Source organism: Streptomyces xingningensis, from assembly GCF_054957865.1.
Genome location: NZ_JBDJPF010000046.1, coordinates 16,069 through 37,680, shown reverse-complemented (window position 1 = coordinate 37,680; position 21,612 = coordinate 16,069). Strand labels below are relative to the sequence as shown.

Here is a 21,612-nt window from a genome sequence, read left to right as displayed (position 1 = left end):
GCAACCATCCGCCCCCGGCGTGAGCTGCCGACGGGCTCCGGCGGGCGGTGCGGCCATGGGCGTGACCTGCGCCATGGCGTGCGGGAGCGGAGTGTGCGCGGAGCGCCGTGGCGGCCTGGCTACGATGGGCCAGCCGGTGGCCCACCGACCACCCGGCCCGCACACGACCCTCCGGGAAGGCCATGCTGAACAAGTACGCGCGTGCGTTCTTCACGCGTGTTCTCACGCCGTTCGCCGCCCTGCTCATCCGAATCGGCGTCAGCCCCGACGCGGTGACCCTCATCGGTACCGGTGGTGTGGTGGCGGGTGCGCTGGTCTTCTACCCCCAGGGGGAGTTCTTCTGGGGCACCGTTGTCATCACCCTGTTTGTGTTCTCGGACCTGGTGGACGGCAACATGGCCCGCCAGCTGGGCCGTTCCAGCCGATGGGGGGCGTTCCTCGACTCCACCCTCGACCGGGTCGCCGACTCGGCGATCTTCGGTGGGCTCGCCCTCTGGTACGCGGGGCGCGGTGACAGTCTCCTGCTGTGCGCGGTGGCGATCTTCTGCCTCGCCAGTGGCCAGGTGGTCTCGTACACCAAGGCGCGCGGTGAGAGCATCGGGCTGCCGGTCAAGGTCAACGGCCTGGTCGAGCGGGCCGAGCGGCTGGTGATCTCGCTGGTGGCCTGTGGCTTCTCCGGACTGCACAAGTTCGGCGTGCCGGGCATTCAGGTGCTGCTGCCCATCGCGCTGTGGATCGTGGCCGTCGGCAGCCTCATCACCCTGATCCAGCGCGTGGTCACCGTGCGCCGAGAGGCCGCCGAGCTGGACGCCGGACCGGGTGGTGGGGGATCCGCCGACCAGGGCGGTGGAGGAGGGACAGCGTGAGGGAGGGGCTGACCGACGCGTTGTACGGGCTCGGCTGGGGGGCGGTCAAAAGGCTCCCCGAGCCGGCGGCGACGGGGCTGGGACAGCTGGTCGCCGACCTCGCCTGGCGACGGCGCGGCAAGGGTGTGCTGCGGCTGGAGGCCAATCTCGCCCGGGTGGTCCCCGATGCCGGGCCCGGCCGGCTGGCCGAGCTGTCCAGGGCGGGCATGCGCTCCTACCTGCGCTACTGGATGGAGTCCTTCCGGCTGCCCGCCTGGAGCAGGGACCGGGTCCGCGGCGGCTTCGCGCCGCAGGATGTGCACCATCTGGTGGACGGCCTGGCGAGCGGGCGCGGTGTGGTGCTGGCCCTGCCGCACATGGCCAACTACGACCTGGCCGGGGCCTGGGTCACCACCAGACTGGGGGTGCCCTTCACGACCGTGGCCGAGCGACTGAAGCCCGAGACGCTCTACGACCGGTTCGTGGCCTACCGCGAGGGGCTGGGCATGGAGGTCCTGCCGCACTCGGGGGGCAGTGCCTTCGGCACGCTCTCCCGGCGGCTGAGGGCCGGGGGGCTGGTCTGCCTGGTCGCCGACCGCGATCTGTCGGCGTCCGGGGTGGAGGTCACCTTCTTCGGCGAGGCAGCCAAGATGCCGGCCGGCCCGGCCCGGCTCGCCCTGCAGACGGGGGCACTGCTGCTGCCGGTCACCCTCTGGTACGACCGGTCACCGGTGCTGCAGGGCCGCGTCCACCCGCCCGTCGAGGCGCCCGGCACCGGCACCCGGGCGGAGCAGGCCGCGGTGATGACGCAGCGGCTGGCGGATGTCTTCGCCGAGGGCATTGCCGCCCACCCGCAGGACTGGCACATGCTGCAGCGACTCTGGCTCGCCGATCTCGAACCGCGGGCCGGACGCCACCCCGACCAGAGCTCCGGAACGGAGAAACCTTGAGGATCGGGATCGTCTGTCCGTATTCGTGGGACGTCCCCGGCGGCGTCCAGTTCCACATCAGGGACCTTGCCGAGCACCTCATCCGGCTGGGCCACCAGGTGTCGGTGCTCGCCCCGGCCGACGACGAGACGCCGCTGCCGCCCTTTGTGGTCTCGGCGGGCCGGGCGGTGCCCGTCCCGTACAACGGCTCGGTGGCCCGGCTCAACTTCGGCTTCCTCTCCGCCGCACGCGTCCGCCGCTGGCTGCACGAGGGCGACTTCGACGTCATCCACATCCATGAGCCCACCTCACCCTCGCTCGGGCTGCTGTCGTGCTGGGCCGCCCAGGGACCCATCGTGGCGACCTTCCACACCTCCAATCCCCGCTCCCGGGCGATGATCGCGGCCTATCCGATCCTGCAGCCCGCGCTGGAGAAGATCAGCGCCCGGATCGCGGTGAGCGAATACGCGCGAAGGACCCTGGTCGAGCACCTCGGGGGCGATGCCGTCGTCATCCCCAACGGTGTCGACGTCGGGTTCTTCGCCCAGGCGGAGCCCAAGCCCGAGTGGACGGGCGGTGCGGGCACCCCCGGGGACGGCCGGCCGGGGACGATCGGCTTCATCGGCCGGATCGACGAGCCGCGCAAGGGCCTGCCCGTCCTGATGCGGGCCATACCCAAGATCCTCGCGGCCCGCCCCGGAACCCGGCTGCTGGTCGCCGGGCGGGGCGACGAGGAGGAGGCCGTCGCCGGGCTGCCCGCCGGGATGCGCGACCGCGTCGAGTTCCTCGGCATGGTCAGTGACGAGGACAAGGCGCGGCTGCTGCGCAGCGTCGATCTCTATGTGGCTCCCAACACCGGTGGCGAGTCCTTCGGCATCGTCCTCGTCGAGGCGATGTCGGCGGGTGTGCCCGTACTCGCCAGCGACCTGGACGCCTTCGCTCAGGTGCTCGACCAGGGCGCGGCGGGCGAGCTGTTCGCCAACGAGGACGCCGACGCGCTCGCGGCGGCCGCCGTACGGCTCCTCGGCGACCCCGCCCGCCGGGCCGAGCTCAGCGAGCGGGGCAGCAAGCATGTCCGCCGTTTCGACTGGTCCACGGTCGGGGCGGACATTCTCGCCGTCTATGAGACGGTGGCGGCCGGGGCGGCCTCGGTGGCCGCCGACGAACGCATCGGGCTGCTGGCCCGGTTGGGGCTTGCCCGGGACTAGCGGGCGGTTCGGGGCCGGTTCAGCCCGTCGGTCCGATGGGCTGATGGGCTGAACCGGCCCCGAACAGAGGTATTCCGTGCTGCTCCCGGAAGCGGCGGCTGCGGCGCACCGTGATCACCGCGACCAGGCCGATCAGTGCGAAGGACTGGAACCGGCCGATCACCGGGACCGAGTCGACGGGAAGCGCCAGTGCCTCGACGGTACTCAGACCGGCGTCCAGGAACTGACCGCAGGCCCACAGCAGGGTGAGCGAGCGCAGCGCCGTCCTGAACGCGGGTGCGCCCAGCCAGTGTTGCTCGGCCGACTCGGAGGCGGCCCCGGAACGGAGCTGCCGGCCGAGCCGGAAGGCGAAGGGCCGCTCGGCGAACAGCGTGCCCGCCATCCACAGCCCCAGCGCGGCCGGGATCGCGGCGTCCTTCAGCAGCAGCGTCCTCGGGTCGCCACCGATCGGCGAGGTCGCCGCCGACACCGCGAGCAGTACCGGGACGAAGAGCCCGAAGAACTCGGCGCGGCGCTGGGTGACGGCCGTGACCAGCGCGTGCACCGCGGGTGGCGCACTGCTCAGCAGCAGTGCCTGCCACTGGGGAGTGCCCTGACCGCGGAGCAGGTAGTACAGCATGAGCGGCAGCAGGATGTTGACGGTCAGTGCGGTGAGGAGAGCGCGTCCGGCGCGCGCCCGGCCGCCCTCGTGGTGTTCTTGCCTTTCCATGGAGTGCTTCCCCTGCCTGGGTGGATCCGGTAGCTCGTTGCCCCACCGACGCTAGGTGCCGGGCGGGTGCAGATGGATCGGAGCACGGGCCGAGGCCGGCCCGGGTACCGCTCCACCCGGGCCTCCACCCCCGGGTGGAGCGGCACCCGGGGGAGATCCCGGTACTGTGGCCCGGCGTGACTGGTTCTCTGTGGGGTCTCATCTGGATCGCGGCCGCCCTCGTCGTCATCGGCCTCTACCTGAGCTGGACCGCGGGCCGTCTGGACCGGCTGCACAGCCGCATCGACGCGGCCCGGGCGGCCCTCGACGCCCAGCTGCTGCGGCGCGCCTCGGTGGCCCAGGAACTCGCCACCGCCGGTGTCCTCGATCCGGCCGCCTCGATCGTCCTCTACCAGGCCGCGCACGCCGCCCGCCAGGCCGAGGAGGAGCAACGGGAAGTCGCCGAGAGCGAGTTGAGCCAGGCGCTGCGGGCGGTCCTCGCCGAGTCCCCGCAGGTCGAGGCCGTCCGGCAGGCACCGGGAGGCGAGGAGTCGCTGGGGGAGCTCAACCAGGCCGTGCGCCGGGTACCGATGGCCCGGCGGTTCCACAACGACGCGGTGCGTGCCGCGCGTGCGGTGCGCACCCACCGGGTGGTGCGCTGGTTCCGGCTGGCGGGCCATGCCCCGTTCCCGCTGGCCTTCGAGATGGACGACGAACCACCGGTGGCGCTGGCCGAACCGACAAGCCACTGACCTCGGATTGGCTCTTTTTCCCTCACTCGCGGGATGGGTTTGATGACGCTGCAGCATCGCCGCCCTTGATAGTGAGGTCACATCGTGTCCAGCCCCTCCACCCAGACCCCTGAGACCGGTACCGCGCGCGTCAAGCGCGGCATGGCCGAGCAGCTCAAGGGTGGCGTGATCATGGACGTTGTCACGCCCGAGCAGGCCAAGATCGCCGAGGACGCCGGTGCGGTCGCGGTGATGGCCCTGGAGCGGGTGCCCGCGGACATCCGCAAGGACGGCGGGGTGGCCCGCATGTCCGACCCGGACATGATCGAGGGCATCATCGACGCCGTCTCCATCCCCGTGATGGCCAAGTCCCGCATCGGCCACTTCGTCGAGGCCCAGGTCCTGCAGTCGCTCGGGGTCGACTACATCGACGAGTCCGAGGTCCTCACCCCCGCCGACGAGGTCAACCACAGTGACAAGTGGGCCTTCACCACCCCCTTCGTCTGTGGCGCCACCAACCTGGGCGAGGCGCTGCGCCGCATCGCCGAGGGCGCGGCCATGATCCGTTCCAAGGGCGAGGCGGGCACCGGCAACGTGGTCGAGGCCGTGCGCCACCTGCGCCAGATCAAGAACGAGATCGGCCGGCTGCGGGCCTTCGACAACAACGAACTCTACGCCGCGGCCAAGGAGCTGCGGGCCCCGTACGAGCTGGTCAAGGAGGTCGCCGGGCTCGGCAAGCTGCCGGTCGTGCTGTTCTCCGCCGGCGGCGTCGCCACGCCCGCCGATGCTGCGCTGATGCGCCAGCTCGGTGCCGAGGGCGTGTTCGTCGGCTCCGGCATCTTCAAGTCCGGCGACCCGGCCAAGCGCGCCGCCGCCATTGTGAAGGCCACCACCTTCTACGACGACCCGAAGATCATCGCCGATGCCTCCCGCAACCTGGGCGAGGCCATGGTCGGCATCAACTGCGACACCCTCCCCGAGGCCGAGCGCTACGCCAACCGCGGTTGGTGACCCACGCCTTCACGGATGGGCGGCCCGCCCGGCGGCGGCCCGCCCGGCGGCGGGCCGCCCGCCGGCGTCCACCAGCCAACTCCGAAAGGCAGTACCCGTGTCCACCCCCACCATCGGCGTCCTCGCCCTCCAGGGCGACGTCCGCGAGCACCTGGCCGCCCTCGCGGCGGCCGACGCGGTGGCCCGCCCGGTCCGCCGTCCCGAGGAACTCGCCGCGGTCGACGGGCTGGTGATACCCGGTGGCGAGTCCACCACCATGTCCAAGCTCGCGGTCGCCTTCGGAATGCTGGAACCGCTGCGCGAGCGGATCCGGGCCGGCCTGCCGGTCTACGGCACCTGCGCCGGCATGATCATGCTGGCCGGCAAACTGCTGGACGGCCGGGACGACCAGCAGACCCTCGGCGCCATCGACATGATCGTCCGCCGCAATGCCTTCGGCCGCCAGAACGAGTCCTTCGAGGCCGCGGTCGAGATGACCGGTGTCAACGGCGGCCCGGTGGAAGGGGTCTTCATCCGCGCGCCCTGGGTCGAGTCCACCGGCGCGGCGGTCGAGGTGCTCGCGGCGCACGACGGCCACACGGTCGCCGTGCGCCAGGGAAACGTGCTGGCCACGTCCTTCCATCCGGAGCTCACCGGCGATCACCGGGTGCACGGCCTGTTCGTGGAGATGGTGCGCGCCGCGCACCCGGAAGGCGCGCGTGCCGGCACTCCATGAGGAGAGGCGGCCGGGCGACGGGTGGGCCGGATCCCGGTAGGATCACACGCGTTCGTACAGAAACATGGTTACGCGAAGGAGACAGGCGGATGTCCGGCCACTCTAAATGGGCTACGACGAAGCACAAGAAGGCCGTGATCGACGCCAAGCGCGGCAAGCTCTTCGCGAAGCTGATCAAGAACATCGAGGTCGCGGCCCGCACCGGCGGCGCCGACCCGGACGGCAACCCGACGCTCTACGACGCCATCCAGAAGGCGAAGAAGAGCTCGGTCCCCAACAAGAACATCGACAGCGCCGTCAAGCGCGGCGCCGGTCTCGAGGCGGGTGGCGCCGACTACGAGACGATCATGTACGAGGGCTACGGCCCCAACGGTGTCGCGGTGCTCATCGAGTGCCTCACCGACAACCGCAACCGCGCCGCCTCCGACGTCCGCGTCGCCATGACCCGCAACGGCGGCTCGATGGCCGACCCCGGCTCGGTGTCGTACCTCTTCAACCGCAAGGGTGTGGTGATCGTCCCCAAGGGCGGGCTCACCGAGGACGACGTGCTCGGCGCGGTCCTGGACGCCGGTGCGGAAGAGGTCAACGACCTCGGCGAGAGCTTCGAGGTCCTCAGCGAGGCCACCGATCTGGTCGCGGTCCGCACCGCGCTGCAGAAGGAGGGCATCGACTACGACTCGGCCGAGGCCAACTTCGTGCCCACCATGCAGGTGGAGCTCGACGAGGAAGGCGCCCGCAAGATCTTCAAGCTGATCGACGCGCTGGAGGACAGCGACGACGTCCAGAACGTCTTCGCCAACTTCGACGTCTCCGACGAGGTCATGGCCAAGGTCGACGTCTGAGAGTGACCTGGGCGAACGGGCCGACGGGAACACATCCCCGTCGGCCCGTCGGCGTCCTGAGCCATTGTCAGTGGCAGCCGCTAGCCTGCGAGAGCAGACGACCGAAGGGAGGGGCGCAGTGCGCGTGCTGGGAGTGGACCCGGGGCTGACCCGCTGCGGGGTGGGAGTGGTGGAGGGCGTTCCCGGCCGCCCCCTGCGCATGGTCGGCGTCGGAGTGGTACGGACCCCGGCGGAGGCCGACACCGCCGAGCGGCTCGTCCTCATCGAGCGCGGCATGGAGCAGTGGCTCGACGAGCACCGGCCCGAACGCGTCGCCGTGGAGCGGGTGTTCAGCCAGCACAATGTGCGTACGGTCATGGGCACCGCCCAGGCCAGCGCCGTCGCCATGCTCTGCGCCGCCCGCCGCGGGCTGCCCGTCGCCCTGCACACCCCCAGTGAGGTCAAGGCCGCCGTCACCGGCTCCGGCCGGGCCGACAAGGCCCAGGTCGGCGCCATGGTCACCCGGGTGCTGCGGCTCGACGCACCCCCCCGGCCCGCGGACGCCGCGGACGCACTCGCCCTGGCCATCTGCCACATCTGGCGCGCCCCGGCCGCCGGCCGGCTGCAAGAGGCGGTCGCCGCCCATCGCCGCGCCACCGCTCCCGCACGACTTCCGAAGGGCACCCGATGATCGCGTTCGTCTCCGGCCCCGTAGCGGCCCTCGGCCCGGACACCGCCGTCGTCGAGGTCGGCGGCATCGGCATGGCCGTCCAGTGCGCGCCGAACACCCTCTCCGGCCTGCGGGTCGGCCAGCCGGCCCGACTCGCCACCTCCCTCGTCGTCCGCGAGGACTCCCTGACGCTCTATGGCTTCGCCGACGATGACGAGCGGCAGACCTTTGAACTGCTGCAGACCGCCAGCGGCGTCGGCCCCCGGCTGGCCCAGGCCATGCTCGCCGTGCACTCTCCGGACGCGCTGCGCCGGGCCTTCGCCTCCGGCGACGAGAAGGCGCTCATCGCCGTGCCCGGCATCGGGAAGAAGGGGGCGCAGAAGCTGCTCCTGGAGCTGAAGGACCGCCTGGGCGCGCCGCTTGCCGCCGCCGTGCCGTCGGCCAGGCCCGCGGCCGGCGCGGCCTGGCGGGAGCAGCTGCACACGGCACTCGTCGGCCTCGGCTATGCCGCCCGCGAGGCGGACACGGCCGTCGACGCCGTGGCCCCCCGGGCCGAGGCGGCCCTGGCGGAAGGCACCCAACCGCAGGTCGCCCAGCTGCTGCGGGCCGCATTGCAGACCCTGAACCGGGCCCGCTGAGATGGACACCGAGACCGGCGGACCGACCGCCACCGACCGTGAGGCTTCCCCCGTGCACCGGGATGACGAGTCCGTACCCACGACCACCACCGGCCTGTCCGCGGGCGAGCGGCTCGTCGGGTCCGACGCCGATGGGGAGGACCAGGCCGTCGAGGCCGCGCTGCGGCCCAAGGACCTCGGGGAGTTCGTCGGGCAGGAGCGGGTCCGCGAGCAGCTCGACCTCGTCCTGAAGGCCGCCCGCCGCCGTGGCGCCACCGCCGACCACGTCCTGTTGTCCGGCGCCCCGGGGCTCGGCAAGACCACCCTGTCGATGATCATCGCCGCCGAGATGGCGGCCCCCATCCGCATCACCTCGGGCCCCGCCATCCAGCACGCAGGCGATCTGGCCGCGATCCTCTCCTCGCTCACCGAGGGAGAGGTGCTCTTCCTCGACGAGATCCACCGCATGTCCCGGCCCGCCGAGGAGATGCTCTACATGGCCATGGAGGACTTCCGGGTCGATGTCGTCGTCGGCAAGGGCCCCGGCGCCACCGCCATCCCCCTGGAACTTCCGCCCTTCACGCTCGTCGGCGCCACCACCCGCGCCGGACTGCTGCCGCCCCCGCTGCGCGACCGGTTCGGCTTCACCGGGCACATGGAGTTCTACAGCCCGGCCGAACTCCAGCGCGTGATCAACCGCTCGGCCCGGCTGCTGGACGTCGAGACGGCGGACGAAGGCGCGGCCGAGATCGCCGGCCGGTCCCGCGGCACCCCGCGCATCGCCAACCGTCTGCTGCGCCGGGTCCGCGACTACGCCCAGGTCAAGGCCGACGGAGTCGTCACCCGTGCGGTGGCCGCCCAGGCACTCCAGGTCTACGAGGTGGACGGCCGCGGCCTCGACCGCCTGGACCGCGCCGTGCTCACGGCACTGCTCAAGCTCTTCGGCGGCGGGCCGGTCGGGCTGTCCACCCTCGCCGTGGCCGTCGGCGAGGAGCGTGAGACGGTGGAGGAGGTCGCCGAGCCCTTCCTGGTGCGGGAGGGGCTGCTGGCGCGTACCCCCAGGGGCCGGGTCGCCACCCCGGCGGCCTGGTCACACCTCGGACTGGCGCCCCCCCAGCAGGTCATGGGCGGTCCCGGCCGGCGGGAACTCTTCGGCGAGTGACGGCGCGGGGGCTGGTCGGGTCAGGAACCCGGGTGCCATGCTGGGCGTTGTTCCATAGGCGCGGACTCGCTTAGACTCCGCCGATGCCGTCCATATCGTGCGGCATACCACCCCGTAGACCAGGCCGCGTCCCCCCTGCGGTCGTGTGAAGGAAATCCCGTCCCGTGAATATCATGACTCTCCTGCCGTTCATCGTGCTTATCGGGGCCATGTTCCTGATGACCCGCTCGGCCAAGAACAAGCAGCGCCAGGCTGCGAATATGCGCGAGCAGATGCAGCCGGGCACCGGTGTGCGGACGATTGGCGGCATGTACGCCACCGTCAAGGAGGTCAGCGAGGACTCGGTCCTCCTCGAGGTCGCCCCGGGCGTCCACGCGATCTATGCCAAGAACTCCATCGGCGCCGTGCTGGAGGACGAGGAGTACAACCGCATTCTCCACGGGATCGAGGCGGCGGAGTCCGGCGCCCCGGTCGTTCCGGACGATGTCTCCTCGCTGACCGAGGACGAGGCCCCGGCCGGTGAGAAGGCCGAGGACAAGAAGATCGACCTCGGCAAGGACACCACGGAGAAGGCCGCCGAGGACACCTCGGAGCGGGCCGGCAAGGCCGGTGAGGCGGAGCAGGCGGAGACCAAGGACGCCCAGCGGAACGGCAAGGGCGACGGCGGCACCGACGCCAAGTAGTCCCTTGCGGGAACCGCGGCGCACCCACCGCTCGGTGCGCCGCGGTTCCCTGACGGTCTAGGCTCCGGCGGGGGCAGTCCCCACAAATTTCGTGGCCGCCCGGCGAACAACCCGATGCCCGGCGGTTGGACAGGGAGAAACGACAAGGTGGCAGCACCGAAGAAGGGCCGCAGGTCCCCGGGCGGCCAGGGCAGGCCGGGCAGAGTCCTGGCGCTGATCCTGATCGCGATGGTGGCGCTCACCGGGGGAATGTTCGCCTCCGGACACGTCACACCGCGGTTGGGCATCGACCTCGCGGGCGGCACCAGCTTCACGCTTGAGGCCAAGAATGATCCGGGCAAGCCCAATGCGATCAATTCGACCAATATGAACACCGCCGTCGGCATCATCAACCGGCGTGTCAACGGGCTCGGTGTTTCCGAGTCCGAGGTCCAGACGCAGGGCAAGAACCACATCATCGTGAACATCCCCAAGGGGACCAACCCGGACCAGGCGCGCCAGCAGGTCGGTACCACCGCCCTGCTCACATTCCGGCCGGTGCTGACCTCCGCTCCCGGCGGCAAGATGCCCGAGCCCGCACCGAGCAGCTCGGCGGGCGACAAGGGCAAGAAGGGCGACGACAAGAAGGGCAAGGACGACAAGAACAAGCCGTCCGGCACGCCCAGCGCGTCCGCGCCCGGGTCCTCGGCCGGCCCGTCGGCACAGGGCCGGGCCGTCACCGACGCCCTGAAGGCGCCCCAGGCTCCCAAGCCGCCCGCGCCCTCCGACGACCTGCAGAAGCAGTTCGCGGCCCTCGACTGCTCCACCCCCAAGGCGCGTTCCGAGGCGGCGAAGAAGGCCGGCCTCGCCAAGGCGACCGACAATGTGGTGGTCTGCGAGAAGGACGGCCGGGAGAAGCTCCTGCTGGGCCCGGTCGGCATCGAGGGCAAGACCGTCACCGGCGCCAAGGCGGTCCTCGACACCCAGCGGGGTGCGGGCTGGATCGTCACGCTGAAGTTCAACAGCAGCGGCGCCAAGAAGTTCGCCGACATCACCGGCCAGCTCGCCACCAAGACCGACCCGCAGAACCGCTTCGCGATCGTCCTCGACGGCGAGTCGGTCTCCTCTCCCCGGGTGAGTTCCTCCATCGCCGGCGGCAGCGCGGAAATCAGCGGCAGCTTCACCCAGTCCAGCGCCGAAGACCTGGCCAACGTCCTGGCCTATGGCGCCCTGCCGCTGTCGTTCAAGATCGTCACCGAGACCACCGTCAGCGCCGCACTCGGCGGCGAGCAGCTGCACGCGGGCCTGATCGCCGGTGCCATCGGCCTCGGTCTCGTGATCATCTACCTGGTGGCCTACTACCGCGGCCTCGCGCTCGTCGCCCTCGCCAGCCTCGCCTGCTCGGCGGTGCTCACCTACACGATCATGGTCCTGCTGGGCCCGGCCATCGGCTTCGCGCTGAACCTCCCGGCCGTCTGCGGTGCCATCGTGGCGATCGGCATCACAGCCGACTCGTTCATCGTCTACTTCGAACGGATCCGGGACGAGATCCGCGAGGGCCGCACGCTGCGCCCCTCCGTCGAGCGAGCCTGGCCGCGGGCCCGCCGCACCATCCTGGTCTCCGACTTCGTATCCTTCCTGGCGGCCGCGGTGCTCTTCATCGTCACCGTCGGCAAGGTGCAGGGCTTCGCCTTCACCCTGGGACTGACCACGCTCCTCGACGTGGTGGTGGTCTTCCTGTTCACCAAGCCGCTGATGACGCTCCTCGCCCGCCGCAAGTTCTTCGCCAGCGGCCACCCGTGGTCCGGCCTCGACCCCAAGCGGCTCGGTGCCAGGCCCCCGCTGCGGGCCTCCCGCCGCCGTCCTTCCGCTCCCGTCGACCCGAAGGAGGCGTGAGATGTCGCGACTCGGCACTCTCGGCGCCCGGCTCTACCGAGGCGAGGTCGGCTATGACTTCGTCGGCAAGCGGAAGATCTGGTACGGCATCTCGATCCTCATCACCATCACGGCCATCGTCGGCCTGGCGGTGCGCGGCCTGAACATGGGCATCGAGTTCTCCGGCGGCGCGTCCTTCACCACGCCCAAGACCTCGGTCAGCGCCGACCAGGCCAAGCGGGTGGCGGAGGATGCCTCGGGCCACACCGCCACGGCCCAGAAGCGCGGGAACGGCACGCTCATGATCCAGGTGAGCGAGCTGGAAACCAAGGATTCCCTCAAGACCCAGGCGGCCCTGGCCAAGAAGCTCGACGTCCCGACCAAGGACATCAACACCGACATCGTCGGCCCGAGCTGGGGTGACGAGATCGCCAACAAGGCCTGGACCGGCCTGGTGATCTTTATGATCCTGGTGGTGGTCTACCTCGCTGTCGCCTTCGAATGGCGGATGGCACTCGCCGCCCTGATCGCCCTGATCCACGACCTCACCATCACCGTCGGCATCTATGCGCTGGTCGGCTTCGAGGTCACCCCCGGCACCGTCATCGGTCTGCTGACCATCCTCGGCTACTCGCTCTACGACACCGTGGTCGTCTTTGACGGCCTCAAGGAGAGCGCCAAGGACATCACCAAGCAGACCCGCTGGACCTATGGCGAGATCGCCAACCGCAGCCTCAACGGCACCCTGGTGCGCTCCATCAACACCACGGTCGTGGCGCTGCTCCCGGTCGCCGGTCTGCTGTTCATCGGCGGCGGCTTCCTCGGCGCCGGCATGCTCAACGACATCTCCCTGGCGCTGTTCGTCGGCCTCGCGGCCGGCGCCTACTCCTCGATCTTCATCGCCACCCCGCTGGTCGCCGACCTCAAGGAGCGCGACCCGCAGATGAAGGCCCTGGCCAAGCGGGTGCGCGCACGGCGCGCCGCCCAGGCGGCCAAGGCCGACTCCGGTCCGGAGGACGCCGTACCGGAGGAGGCGCCGGACGCGGACGACGAGCCGGACGACGCATCCCCGGCCGGAGTCGTCGGCCAGCGCCGTCAGCCGGCGAGCCGCAGCCGCGGTGGCCGCGGCCGTACCCAGGGGAAGCGCCGATGAGCGTCAAAAACGCCGACCACACCCTTCGTGACCTGCTGCTCAGCCGAATCCACGATGTGCCCGACTACCCCAGGCCGGGGGTGGTCTTCAAGGACATCACCCCGCTGCTCGCCGACGCCCAGGCGTTCGCCGCACTCACCGACGCCCTCGCCGAGCTGTGCGAGCGCCACCACGCCGACAAGATCGTCGGCCTGGAGGCCCGCGGTTTCATCCTGGCGGCCCCGGTGGCGGTCCGCGCCGGAGTCGGCTTTGTACCCGTGCGCAAGGCGGGCAAGCTCCCGGGCGCGACGCTGTCCCAGGCGTATGAGCTGGAGTACGGCACGGCCGAGATAGAGATCCACGCCGAGGCGCTGGGAGCGGGCGAGCGGGTGCTCGTCATCGACGACGTACTGGCCACCGGCGGCACGGCCGAAGCGTCGCTGAAGCTGATCCGCCGGGCCGGTGCCGAAGTGGCGGGCGTCGCCGTGCTGATGGAGCTCGGTTTTCTGAACGGCCGCCGACGGCTGGAAAACGTCCTCGACGGGGCGCCGCTGGACGCACTGATCCAGATCTGACCGGCCCCACGACGGACAGGCGGGCCCCGGGAGAGAACCCCGGGGCCCGCCTGCTGCGTCCTTACCGGTTGCCGGGCAGGCGGCAGTCCGGTGGCCGGGATCGATACCATGGCAGTCCGGACCTGTTCGGGGGACCGGACCCCGCATGAGGAGTGCTCTTGCCAGACAAGGCCCAGCCGCTCACCGCCGCACAACCGGAAAAGCAGACGTCCCAGGCCGCGGCGGTCACGGGCACGCCCAGCGGACCGGGCGAGCCGCAGGCCGCACCCACGGCCGAGAAGCCCACGGCCGAACCGAAGGACAAGCCCGTCCCGCAGCCCCCCGCGTCCGCCGGCCCGGCCCGGCCGACCCCCTCGGGCTCCCCGTCCCGCTCCGGCTCCTCCAGCCGGGTACGGGCCCGCCTCGCCCGCCTCGGCGTCCAGCGCCAGAGCCCGTACAACCCGGTCCTCGAGCCGCTGCTGCGCATCGTCCGCGGAAACGATCCCAAGGCCGACGCCACCACCCTGCGCCAGATCGAGCGGGCCTACCAGGTCGCCGAGCGCTGGCACCGCGGCCAGAAGCGCAAGAGCGGCGATCCGTACATCACCCACCCGCTCGCCGTCACCACGATCCTCGCCGAGCTGGGCATGGATCCGGCCACCCTGATGGCGGGCCTGCTGCACGACACGGTCGAGGACACCGAGTACGGCCTGGACACGCTGCGCCGCGACTTCGGCGACCAGGTCGCCCTGCTGGTGGACGGCGTCACCAAGCTCGACAAGGTCAAGTTCGGCGAGGCCGCCCAGGCCGAGACCGTGCGCAAGATGGTCGTCGCCATGGCCAAGGACCCGCGGGTCCTGGTCATCAAGCTCGCCGACCGGCTGCACAACATGCGCACCATGCGCTACCTCAAGCGGGAGAAGCAGGAGAAGAAGGCCCGCGAGACCCTCGAGATCTACGCCCCGCTGGCGCACCGGCTGGGCATGAACACCATCAAGTGGGAGCTGGAGGACCTCGCCTTCGCGATCCTCTACCCCAAGATGTACGACGAGATCGTGCGGCTGGTCGCCGAGCGGGCCCCCAAGCGGGACGAGTACCTGGCCATTGTCACCGACGAGGTCCAGGCCGATCTGCGCGCCGCCCGGATCAAGGCCACCGTCACCGGCCGCCCGAAGCACTACTACAGCGTCTACCAGAAGATGATCGTGCGGGGCCGGGACTTCGCGGAGATCTACGACCTGGTGGGCATCCGCGTCCTGGTCGACACCGTCCGCGACTGCTATGCGGCACTCGGCACCGTCCACGCCCGGTGGAACCCGGTGCCCGGGCGGTTCAAGGACTACATCGCGATGCCCAAGTTCAACATGTACCAGTCGCTGCACACCACGGTCATAGGTCCCAGCGGCAAGCCCGTCGAACTGCAGATCCGCACCTTCGACATGCACCGCCGCGCCGAGTACGGCATCGCCGCACACTGGAAGTACAAGCAGGAGGCCGTGGCCGGTGCCTCCAAGATCCGTACGGATGTGCCGAAGAACGCCGGCAAGAACCAGGACACCGTCAATGACATGGCCTGGCTGCGGCAGTTGCTCGACTGGCAGAAGGAGACCGAGGACCCGGGCGAGTTCCTGGAGTCCCTGCGCTTTGACCTCTCGCGCAACGAGGTCTTCGTCTTCACGCCGAAGGGCGATGTCATAGCACTCCCGGCCGGTGCCACCCCGGTCGACTTCGCCTATGCGGTGCACACCGAGGTCGGCCACCGCACCATAGGCGCCCGGGTCAACGGGCGGCTGGTACCGCTCGAATCGACCCTGGACAACGGCGACTTGGTGGAGGTCTTCACCTCCAAGGCGCCCGGTGCCGCCCCGTCGCGGGACTGGCTGGGCTTCGTCAAGTCCCCCCGCGCCCGCAACAAGATCCGCGCCTGGTTCTCCAAGGAGCGCCGCGACGAGGCTATCGAGCAGGGCAAGGACGCCATCGCCCGGGCGATGCGCAAGCAGAACCTGCCGATCCAGCGGATCCTGACGGGCGACTCGCTGGTCACCCTCGCGCACGAGATGCGCTACCCCGACATCTCCTCGCTCTACGCGGCCATTGGTGAGGGCCATGTCGCGGCCCAGGGCGTGGTGCAGAAGCTGGTCCAGGCCCTGGGCGGCGAGGACGCGGCGACCGAGGACATCGAGGAGTCCGCCCCGATCCGCACCCGCTCCAAGCGGCGCTCCAGTGCCGACCCGGGCGTGGTGGTCAAGGGCGTGGACGATGTGTGGGTCAAGCTGGCCCGCTGCTGTACGCCCGTGCCCGGCGACCCCATCATCGGCTTTGTCACCCGGGGCAACGGCATCTCCGTCCACCGGGCCGACTGCGTCAATGTCGACTCGCTCTCCCAGCAGCCCGAGCGCATCATCGACGTCGAGTGGGCGCCCACCCAGTCGTCCGTCTTCCTGGTGGCCATCCAGGTGGAGGCCCTGGACCGGTCCCGGCTGCTGTCGGACGTCACCCGAGTGCTGTCTGACCAGCATGTCAACATCCTCTCCGCCGCCGTACAGACCTCCCGCGACCGGGTCGCCACCTCGCGCTTCACCTTCGAGATGGGGGACCCCAAGCACCTGGGGCACGTTCTCAAGGCGGTGCGCGGTGTGGAGGGCGTCTATGACGTCTACCGCGTGACGTCGGCGCGCAGGCCGTAGGCCACAGGACAGCGCAAGCGGGCCCCGGTGCACACCGGGGCCCGCTTTTTTTGTGACGGCTCGTCAGCCGCCGAACTCCTCAAGGCCCTTCAGCGCCTGGTCCAGCAGCGCCCTGCGGCCCTCCAGCTCTCTGGCCAGCTTGTCGGCCTTGGCGGCGTTGCCCGCGGCGCGCGCCTTGTCGGCCTGCTCCTGCAGCTTGTCGACCGCCGCCTGGAGCTGCCCGGTCAGCCCGGCCGCACGGGCCCGTGCCTCCGGGTTGGTCCGCCGCCACTCGGTCTCCTCGGCGTCCTGGATGGCGCGCTCGACCGTGTGCATCCGGCCCTCGATCTTCGGCCGGGCGTCCCTCGGCACATGCCCGATGGCCTCCCAGCGCTCGTTGATCGAACGGAAGGCCGCCCGCGCCGCCTTCAGGTCGGTGACCGGGAGCAGCTTCTCGGCCTCGGCGACCAGCCCCTCCTTGAGCGTGAGGTTGCCCTGCTGCTCGGCGTCCCGCTCGGCGAACACCTCGCCGCGCGCCTGGAAGAAGACGTCCTGGGCGCCGCGGAAGCGGCCCCACAGCTCGTCCTCCGCCTCGCGCTGGGCCCGGCCCGCGGCCTTCCACTCGGTCATCAGATCGCGGTAACGCGCGGCGGTGGCGCCCCAGTCCGTGGATCCGGACAGCGCTTCGGCCTCGGCGACCAGCTTCTCCTTGGCCTTGCGGGCCTCCTCGCGCTGGGAGTCGAGCGAGGCGAAGTGCGCCTTGCGCCGCTTGGAAAACGCCGAGCGGGCGTGCGAGAAGCGGTGCCACAACTCGTCATCGGTCTTGCGGTCCAGCCGGGGCAGGCCCTTCCAGGTGTCGACCAGTGCACGCAACCGCTCGCCCGCCGACCGCCATTGCTCGCTGGCGGCCAGCTCCTCGGCCTCGGCGACCAGGGCCTCTTTGGCCGTGCGGGCCTCCTCGCCCTGCTTCGCCTTCGCGGCCTTGCGCTCCTCGCGGCGGGCGTCGACCACGGACACCAGCTTGTCCAACCGCCCCCGCAGCGCGTCCAGATCGCCGACCGCGTGGTGCTCGTCGACCTGGCCGCGCAGATGCTCGATGGCGGTCATCGCGTCCTTGGCGGACAGGTCGGTGGTCCTGACCCGGCGCTCGAGGAGGCCGATCTCGACGACCAGGCCCTCGTACTTGCGCTCGAAGTAAGCGAGGGCTTCCTCGGGACTCCCCGCCTGCCACGAGCCGACGACCTTCTCGCCGTCGGCCGTACGCACGTACACCGTCCCCGTCTCGTCGACGCGGCCCCATGGGTCGCTGCTCACAGCGCCTCCTCCACATGATGCCGGGGCCGGTGTACGGCCCACGCGCATCGTCCACAGTTGTCCCGGCAGGGCCGTGCCCCAGCCGGTCCGGCGGCTTGATCAATTGAGTACTGATTCGCGTGTTGACCGGGTGCCCGCAGCCGTCGGACCAGGCACCCCACACAACGCCAACATAGGCGACCGGCGGCCCGGCTGTCCGTATCCCGCGCGACCGAAATTTCTCGGTGCGGGATCCGGACGCCGGGGTTCAGGACTTGGCGACGGTCGCCTTGTCGATCACCACGGTGGCGTTGGGCGGACCGTCGGGGGCACCGCCCTGCACACCCGCGTCGGCGACCTTCTGCAGCGCCTTCATGCCCTCGGTGCCGATGGTGCCGACCGGTGTGTAGTCCGGCTTCAGCGGGCTGTCCCGGTAGACCAGGAAGAACTGGCTGCCGGTGGAGTGGGGTTGCTGGGTCTTGGCCATGGCGATGGTGCCGGCCGGATAGATCTTGAACCCCTCCTTCTTCATCGCCGGGTCCGTGGGCTCCTTGAGCCGCGCGTCCTTGAGGTTCTCCTCGGCGAGCGTGTAGCCCGGGCCGCCCTCGCCGGTGCCCTTGGGGTCGCCGCACTGGAGGACGAAGATGCCCGCGCCCTCACCGGTGAGCCGGTGGCACCTGGTGTGGTCCAGATATCCCTGGCCGGCCAGGAAGTTCAGGGAGTTGACCGTGTGCGGTGCGGCCTTGGCGTCCAGTTTGAGGTCGATGTCCCCGCAGGTCGTCCGGAGGTTCATCGCATACGAGGCCGAGGTGTCGATGCCCATCGCCGGTTCCGACTTCCACGTCTTCGCGGCGGGGGAGCCGGGTGCCGGCTTCTTGCAGGGGTCCGGCCCCTTGCCGGGGGTGGACGGGTCGCTGGGCGCGGCGTCGGCGCTGTCCTTCTTGTCCTTGTCGCCGCCCAGGGCTCCCGTGGCGTACGCCGTGGCGCCGCCCGCGAGCACCACGGCGAGGCCGGCGGCGATCACCGCGTTCCGGAGGCGGGCCTTGCGCCGCGCGGCCTCCCGGCGCTGCTGCTGCCGCTCGAACTTCTCCCGGGCGAGCTGCCGCCGCCGCTGCTCGTTATTGACCACCGGGTCGTCTCCTCGTGCCGTCTCGTCTGTCGTGGGCCCTGTGTTGCGAGTGTGCCCGTACCGTATACGGGTTCGCGACGGCGGGACCGCCGCCGGTAGGCTCTGAACCGGCCGGTCCGGCACAACCGGGACCATGCCTTGCCGATATCTGATCCGACCTTTAAGGACGAATGTGCTCATTGCCGGGTTCCCCGCCGGGGCCTGGGGCACCAACTGCTACCTGGTGGCCCCCGCCGCAGGCGAGGAGTGCGTGATCATCGACCCGGGCCACCAGGCCGCCCAGGGCGTCGAGGAAACGCTCAGGAAGCATCGGCTCAAGCCCGTCGCCGTCGTCCTCACCCATGGCCACATCGACCATGTCGCCTCGGTCGTCCCGGTGTGCGGTGCCCATGACGTCCCCGCCTGGATCCACCCCGCCGACCGCTACATGATGAGCGACCCGGAGAAGGCGCTCGGCCGCTCCATCGGCGCGCAGCTGCTGGGCGAGCTGACGGTCGGGGAGCCGGACGACGTCAAGGAGCTCTCGGACGGCAGCCGGCTGCAGCTCGCGGGGCTGGAGTTCACCGTCGCGCACGCGCCCGGCCATACCAAGGGGTCGGTGACCTTCCGGATGCCCGGGACACCGGAGATCCCCCAGGTGTTCTTCTCGGGCGACCTGCTGTTCGCCGGCTCCATCGGACGCACCGACCTGCCCGGTGGCGACCACGCCGAGATGCTCCGGTCGCTGGCCCGGGTGTGCCTGCCACTCGACGACTCGACCGTGGTGCTGTCCGGCCACGGCGCCCAGACCAGCATCGGCCGCGAGCGCGCCACCAACCCCTACCTGCGGGAAGTCGCGCAGGCGCAGCACGGCCCCGGAGACGGCACCGCCGCTCCGCGACGAGGAATGTGACGAGAGACCCCCAGTGAGCACCTTCAAGGCCCCCAAGGGCACCTACGACCTGACCCCGCCGGAGTCCGCGGTCTACCTCGCAGTGCGCGAGGCCATCGCCGCGCCGGCCAGGCGCGCCGGATACGGCTATGTGGAAACCCCCGGCTTCGAGCACGTCGAGCTGTTCTCCCGGGGTGTCGGCGAGTCCACCGACATCGTCAGCAAGGAGATGTACACCCTCACCACGCGCGGTGGCGACGAGCTGGCGCTGCGTCCCGAGGGCACCGCCTCGGTGCTGCGCGCGGCACTGGAGGCCAACCTCCACAAGTCCGGGAACCTGCCGGTCAAGCTCTGGTACTCCGGCTCGTACTACCGCTATGAGCGCCCGCAGGCCGGCCGGTACCGCCACTTCTCCCAGGTCGGCGCGGAGGCCATCGGTGCCGAGGACCCGGTGCTCGACGCCGAGTTGATCATCCTGGCCGTGGACGCCTACCGGTCGCTGGGCCTGAAGAACTTCCGGCTGCTGCTCAACTCGCTGGGCGACAAGGAGTGCCGCCCCGTCTACCGGGCCGCCCTGCAGGACTTCCTGCGCGGGCTCGACCTCGACGAGGACACCCGGCGGCGCGTGGAGATCAACCCGCTGCGGGTCCTCGACGACAAGCGTGCGGCCGTGCAGAAGCAGCTCGTCGATGCTCCCCTGCTCCGCGACCACCTGTGCGAGGCGTGCAAGGAGTACCACGAGCAGGTGCGCGAGCTGCTGACCGCGGCCGGCGTCGGGTTCCAGGACGACGAGAAGCTGGTGCGCGGCCTGGACTACTACACCCGCACCACCTTCGAGTTCGTCCACGACGGCCTGGGCTCGCAGTCCGCTGTCGGCGGCGGCGGCCGCTACGACGGCCTGTCCGAGATGATCGGCGGCCCGGCGCTGCCGTCCGTCGGCTGGGCGCTGGGCGTGGACCGTACGGTGCTGGCGCTCAAGGCCGAGGGGATCGAGCTCGAACTGCCGCGCCCCACCGAGGTCTTCGCCGTGCCGCTCGGCGAGGAGGCCCGCCGGGCGCTGTTCGGCCTGGTGACGCAGCTGCGCCGGGCGGGCGTGGCGGCGGACTTCGCGTTCGGCGGCAAGGGGCTGAAGAACGCCATGAAATCGGCCAACCGCTCGGGCGCCCGCTATGCGCTCGTCGCGGGCGAGCGGGACCTGGCCGAGGGCGTGGTGCAGCTCAAGGATCTGGAGAGCGGGGAGCAGACGGCTGTCGCATTCGACACTGTCGTGAGTGAACTGCTCACCAGGCAGGGCTGATTGCCGGGGCCTTGAGGCAAAATGAGCGGCACCGACCGACTGATGGGATGCACGGCGCTATGACCACCTCGGCACTTGACCGGTCCGACACCGACGGCGCGGAGCGGGACGGCCCCGCCACGGGTGCCGTGGGCGGCAGCCGGGCGTTCGGCCTGATGCTGGTGATCACCGGCGCGATGGGGCTGCTCGCCTCCTGGGTCATCACCCTGGACAAGTTCAAGCTGCTGGAGAACCCGGACTTCGTGCCGGGCTGCAGCCTGAACCCGGTGGTCTCCTGCGGCAACATCATGAAGAGCGAGCAGGCCCATGCCTTTGGGTTCCCCAACCCGATGCTGGGCCTGGTCTGCTACGGCGCGATCATCGCGATCGGGCTGGGGCTGCTCGCCGGGGCCCGCTACCACCGCTGGTACTGGCTGGGCATGGAGGCCGGCTGCCTCTTCGGTGTCGGCTTCGTCAGCTGGCTCCAGTACCAGTCGCTGTATGTCATCGGCTCGCTCTGCCTGTGGTGCTGCCTGGCCTGGGTCGCCACCATTGTGATGTTCTGCTACGTCACCGTGCAGAACGTCCGGCATGGCTTCATTCCGCTGCCGGGCGGGCTGCGGCGCGGGCTGCTCGAGTTCCACTGGGTGCTGCCCGTGCTCTGGATCGGTGTCATCGGCATGCTGATCCTCACCCGCTGGTGGTCCTTCTGGACGGGCGGCACTGCGTAACGCGGCCCGGGCCGCGTTGTCAGTGG

At 70.6% G+C, this 21,612-nt stretch carries 21 protein-coding genes; 18 read left to right on the top strand and 3 right to left on the bottom strand.

All coding sequences use genetic code 11. The features are described 5' to 3' along the window. Positions 1 to 182: 182 nt before the first annotated feature. From pgsA to ABCR83_RS22605, 3 genes are read left to right on the top strand one after another with little or no spacing between them, the layout of a single operon-like run. The gene (pgsA, locus tag ABCR83_RS22615) at positions 183 to 866 is read left to right on the top strand and encodes a phosphatidylinositol phosphate synthase (RefSeq protein ID WP_462696959.1); all 684 of its coding nucleotides are present in this window, start codon (positions 183 to 185) and stop codon (positions 864 to 866) included. Next, complete coding sequence (locus tag ABCR83_RS22610; RefSeq protein ID WP_462696958.1) at positions 863 to 1,795, top strand: phosphatidylinositol mannoside acyltransferase; 933 nt, start codon at positions 863 to 865, stop codon at positions 1,793 to 1,795. The genes pgsA and ABCR83_RS22610 overlap by 4 nt, the downstream gene beginning before the upstream one ends. Beyond that, entirely contained in the window at positions 1,792 to 2,982 is a 1,191-nt protein-coding gene (locus ABCR83_RS22605) for a glycosyltransferase family 4 protein (RefSeq protein ID WP_462696957.1), read from the top strand. The genes ABCR83_RS22610 and ABCR83_RS22605 overlap by 4 nt, the downstream gene beginning before the upstream one ends. A 19-nt stretch (positions 2,983 to 3,001) precedes the next feature. Here ABCR83_RS22605 and ABCR83_RS22600 read toward each other — a convergent pair whose 3' ends face one another. Continuing rightward, complete coding sequence (locus ABCR83_RS22600) at positions 3,002 to 3,691, bottom strand: VC0807 family protein (protein WP_462696956.1); 690 nt, start codon at positions 3,689 to 3,691, stop codon at positions 3,002 to 3,004. A gap of 176 nt (positions 3,692 to 3,867) precedes the next feature. Between ABCR83_RS22600 and ABCR83_RS22595 the strand changes: the two genes are divergently transcribed. The 12 genes from ABCR83_RS22595 (at position 3,868) to ABCR83_RS22540 (ending at position 16,307) form a co-directional block, all read left to right on the top strand. Further along, positions 3,868 to 4,422, top strand: a complete 555-nt coding sequence (locus ABCR83_RS22595; RefSeq protein ID WP_462696955.1) for a LemA family protein — start codon at positions 3,868 to 3,870, stop codon at positions 4,420 to 4,422. Positions 4,423 to 4,503: 81 nt separating this feature from the next. Then, a complete protein-coding gene (pdxS, locus tag ABCR83_RS22590) occupies positions 4,504 to 5,412 on the top strand; it encodes a pyridoxal 5'-phosphate synthase lyase subunit PdxS (protein WP_462696976.1) in 909 nt (302 codons plus the stop codon). Positions 5,413 to 5,509: 97 nt separating this feature from the next. Continuing rightward, positions 5,510 to 6,127: a pyridoxal 5'-phosphate synthase glutaminase subunit PdxT gene (gene pdxT / locus ABCR83_RS22585; RefSeq protein WP_462696954.1), complete on the top strand. Its 618-nt coding sequence runs from the start codon at positions 5,510 to 5,512 to the stop codon at positions 6,125 to 6,127. Between the two features lie 89 nt (positions 6,128 to 6,216). Next, complete coding sequence (locus ABCR83_RS22580; protein ID WP_462696953.1) at positions 6,217 to 6,969, top strand: YebC/PmpR family DNA-binding transcriptional regulator; 753 nt, start codon at positions 6,217 to 6,219, stop codon at positions 6,967 to 6,969. A 118-nt stretch (positions 6,970 to 7,087) separates the two neighbouring features. Next, positions 7,088 to 7,639 carry a crossover junction endodeoxyribonuclease RuvC gene (ruvC, locus tag ABCR83_RS22575; protein ID WP_462696952.1) on the top strand — a complete coding sequence of 184 codons (552 nt, stop codon included), beginning with the start codon at positions 7,088 to 7,090 and terminating at the stop codon, positions 7,637 to 7,639. Continuing rightward, on the top strand, positions 7,636 to 8,256 hold the full coding sequence (gene ruvA, locus ABCR83_RS22570) for a Holliday junction branch migration protein RuvA (protein WP_462696951.1): 621 nt from the start codon (positions 7,636 to 7,638) through the stop codon (positions 8,254 to 8,256). The genes ruvC and ruvA overlap by 4 nt, the downstream gene beginning before the upstream one ends. Position 8,257: 1 nt before the next feature. Further along, positions 8,258 to 9,397 carry a Holliday junction branch migration DNA helicase RuvB gene (gene ruvB / locus ABCR83_RS22565; protein WP_462696950.1) on the top strand — a complete coding sequence of 380 codons (1,140 nt, stop codon included), beginning with the start codon at positions 8,258 to 8,260 and terminating at the stop codon, positions 9,395 to 9,397. Positions 9,398 to 9,561: 164 nt separating this feature from the next. Further along, positions 9,562 to 10,080 carry a preprotein translocase subunit YajC gene (gene yajC / locus ABCR83_RS22560; RefSeq protein ID WP_462696949.1) on the top strand — a complete coding sequence of 173 codons (519 nt, stop codon included), beginning with the start codon at positions 9,562 to 9,564 and terminating at the stop codon, positions 10,078 to 10,080. Positions 10,081 to 10,227: 147 nt separating this feature from the next. After that, a complete protein-coding gene (secD, locus tag ABCR83_RS22555) occupies positions 10,228 to 11,955 on the top strand; it encodes a protein translocase subunit SecD (RefSeq protein WP_462696948.1) in 1,728 nt (575 codons plus the stop codon). Position 11,956: 1 nt separating this feature from the next. Further along, the gene (gene secF, locus ABCR83_RS22550; protein WP_462696947.1) at positions 11,957 to 13,087 is read left to right on the top strand and encodes a protein translocase subunit SecF; all 1,131 of its coding nucleotides are present in this window, start codon (positions 11,957 to 11,959) and stop codon (positions 13,085 to 13,087) included. Then, complete coding sequence (locus ABCR83_RS22545; protein WP_462696946.1) at positions 13,084 to 13,641, top strand: adenine phosphoribosyltransferase; 558 nt, start codon at positions 13,084 to 13,086, stop codon at positions 13,639 to 13,641. The genes secF and ABCR83_RS22545 overlap by 4 nt, the downstream gene beginning before the upstream one ends. 158 nt (positions 13,642 to 13,799) lie before the next feature. Further along, complete coding sequence (locus ABCR83_RS22540; protein ID WP_462696945.1) at positions 13,800 to 16,307, top strand: RelA/SpoT family protein; 2,508 nt, start codon at positions 13,800 to 13,802, stop codon at positions 16,305 to 16,307. Positions 16,308 to 16,370: 63 nt separating this feature from the next. On the opposite strand, the gene ABCR83_RS22535 is transcribed toward ABCR83_RS22540, so the two are convergent. Together ABCR83_RS22535 and ABCR83_RS22530 are read right to left on the bottom strand one after the other, a co-directional pair. Beyond that, positions 16,371 to 17,600, bottom strand: coding sequence for a DUF349 domain-containing protein (locus ABCR83_RS22535; RefSeq protein WP_462696944.1), 1,230 nt, complete (start codon positions 17,598 to 17,600; stop codon positions 16,371 to 16,373). 247 nt (positions 17,601 to 17,847) lie between these two features. After that, a complete protein-coding gene (locus tag ABCR83_RS22530; RefSeq protein ID WP_462696943.1) occupies positions 17,848 to 18,708 on the bottom strand; it encodes a peptidylprolyl isomerase in 861 nt (286 codons plus the stop codon). A gap of 172 nt (positions 18,709 to 18,880) precedes the next feature. Here ABCR83_RS22530 and ABCR83_RS22525 point away from each other — a divergent pair, with 172 nt between their 5' ends. The 3 genes from ABCR83_RS22525 to ABCR83_RS22515 are packed head-to-tail and all read left to right on the top strand — an operon-like array spanning position 18,881 to position 21,586. After that, a complete protein-coding gene (locus ABCR83_RS22525; protein ID WP_462696942.1) occupies positions 18,881 to 19,600 on the top strand; it encodes an MBL fold metallo-hydrolase in 720 nt (239 codons plus the stop codon). A gap of 13 nt (positions 19,601 to 19,613) precedes the next feature. After that, the gene (hisS, locus tag ABCR83_RS22520; protein WP_462696941.1) at positions 19,614 to 20,876 is read left to right on the top strand and encodes a histidine--tRNA ligase; all 1,263 of its coding nucleotides are present in this window, start codon (positions 19,614 to 19,616) and stop codon (positions 20,874 to 20,876) included. A 59-nt stretch (positions 20,877 to 20,935) separates the two neighbouring features. Then, entirely contained in the window at positions 20,936 to 21,586 is a 651-nt protein-coding gene (locus tag ABCR83_RS22515) for a vitamin K epoxide reductase family protein (RefSeq protein WP_462696940.1), read from the top strand. Positions 21,587 to 21,612: the final 26 nt, after the last annotated feature.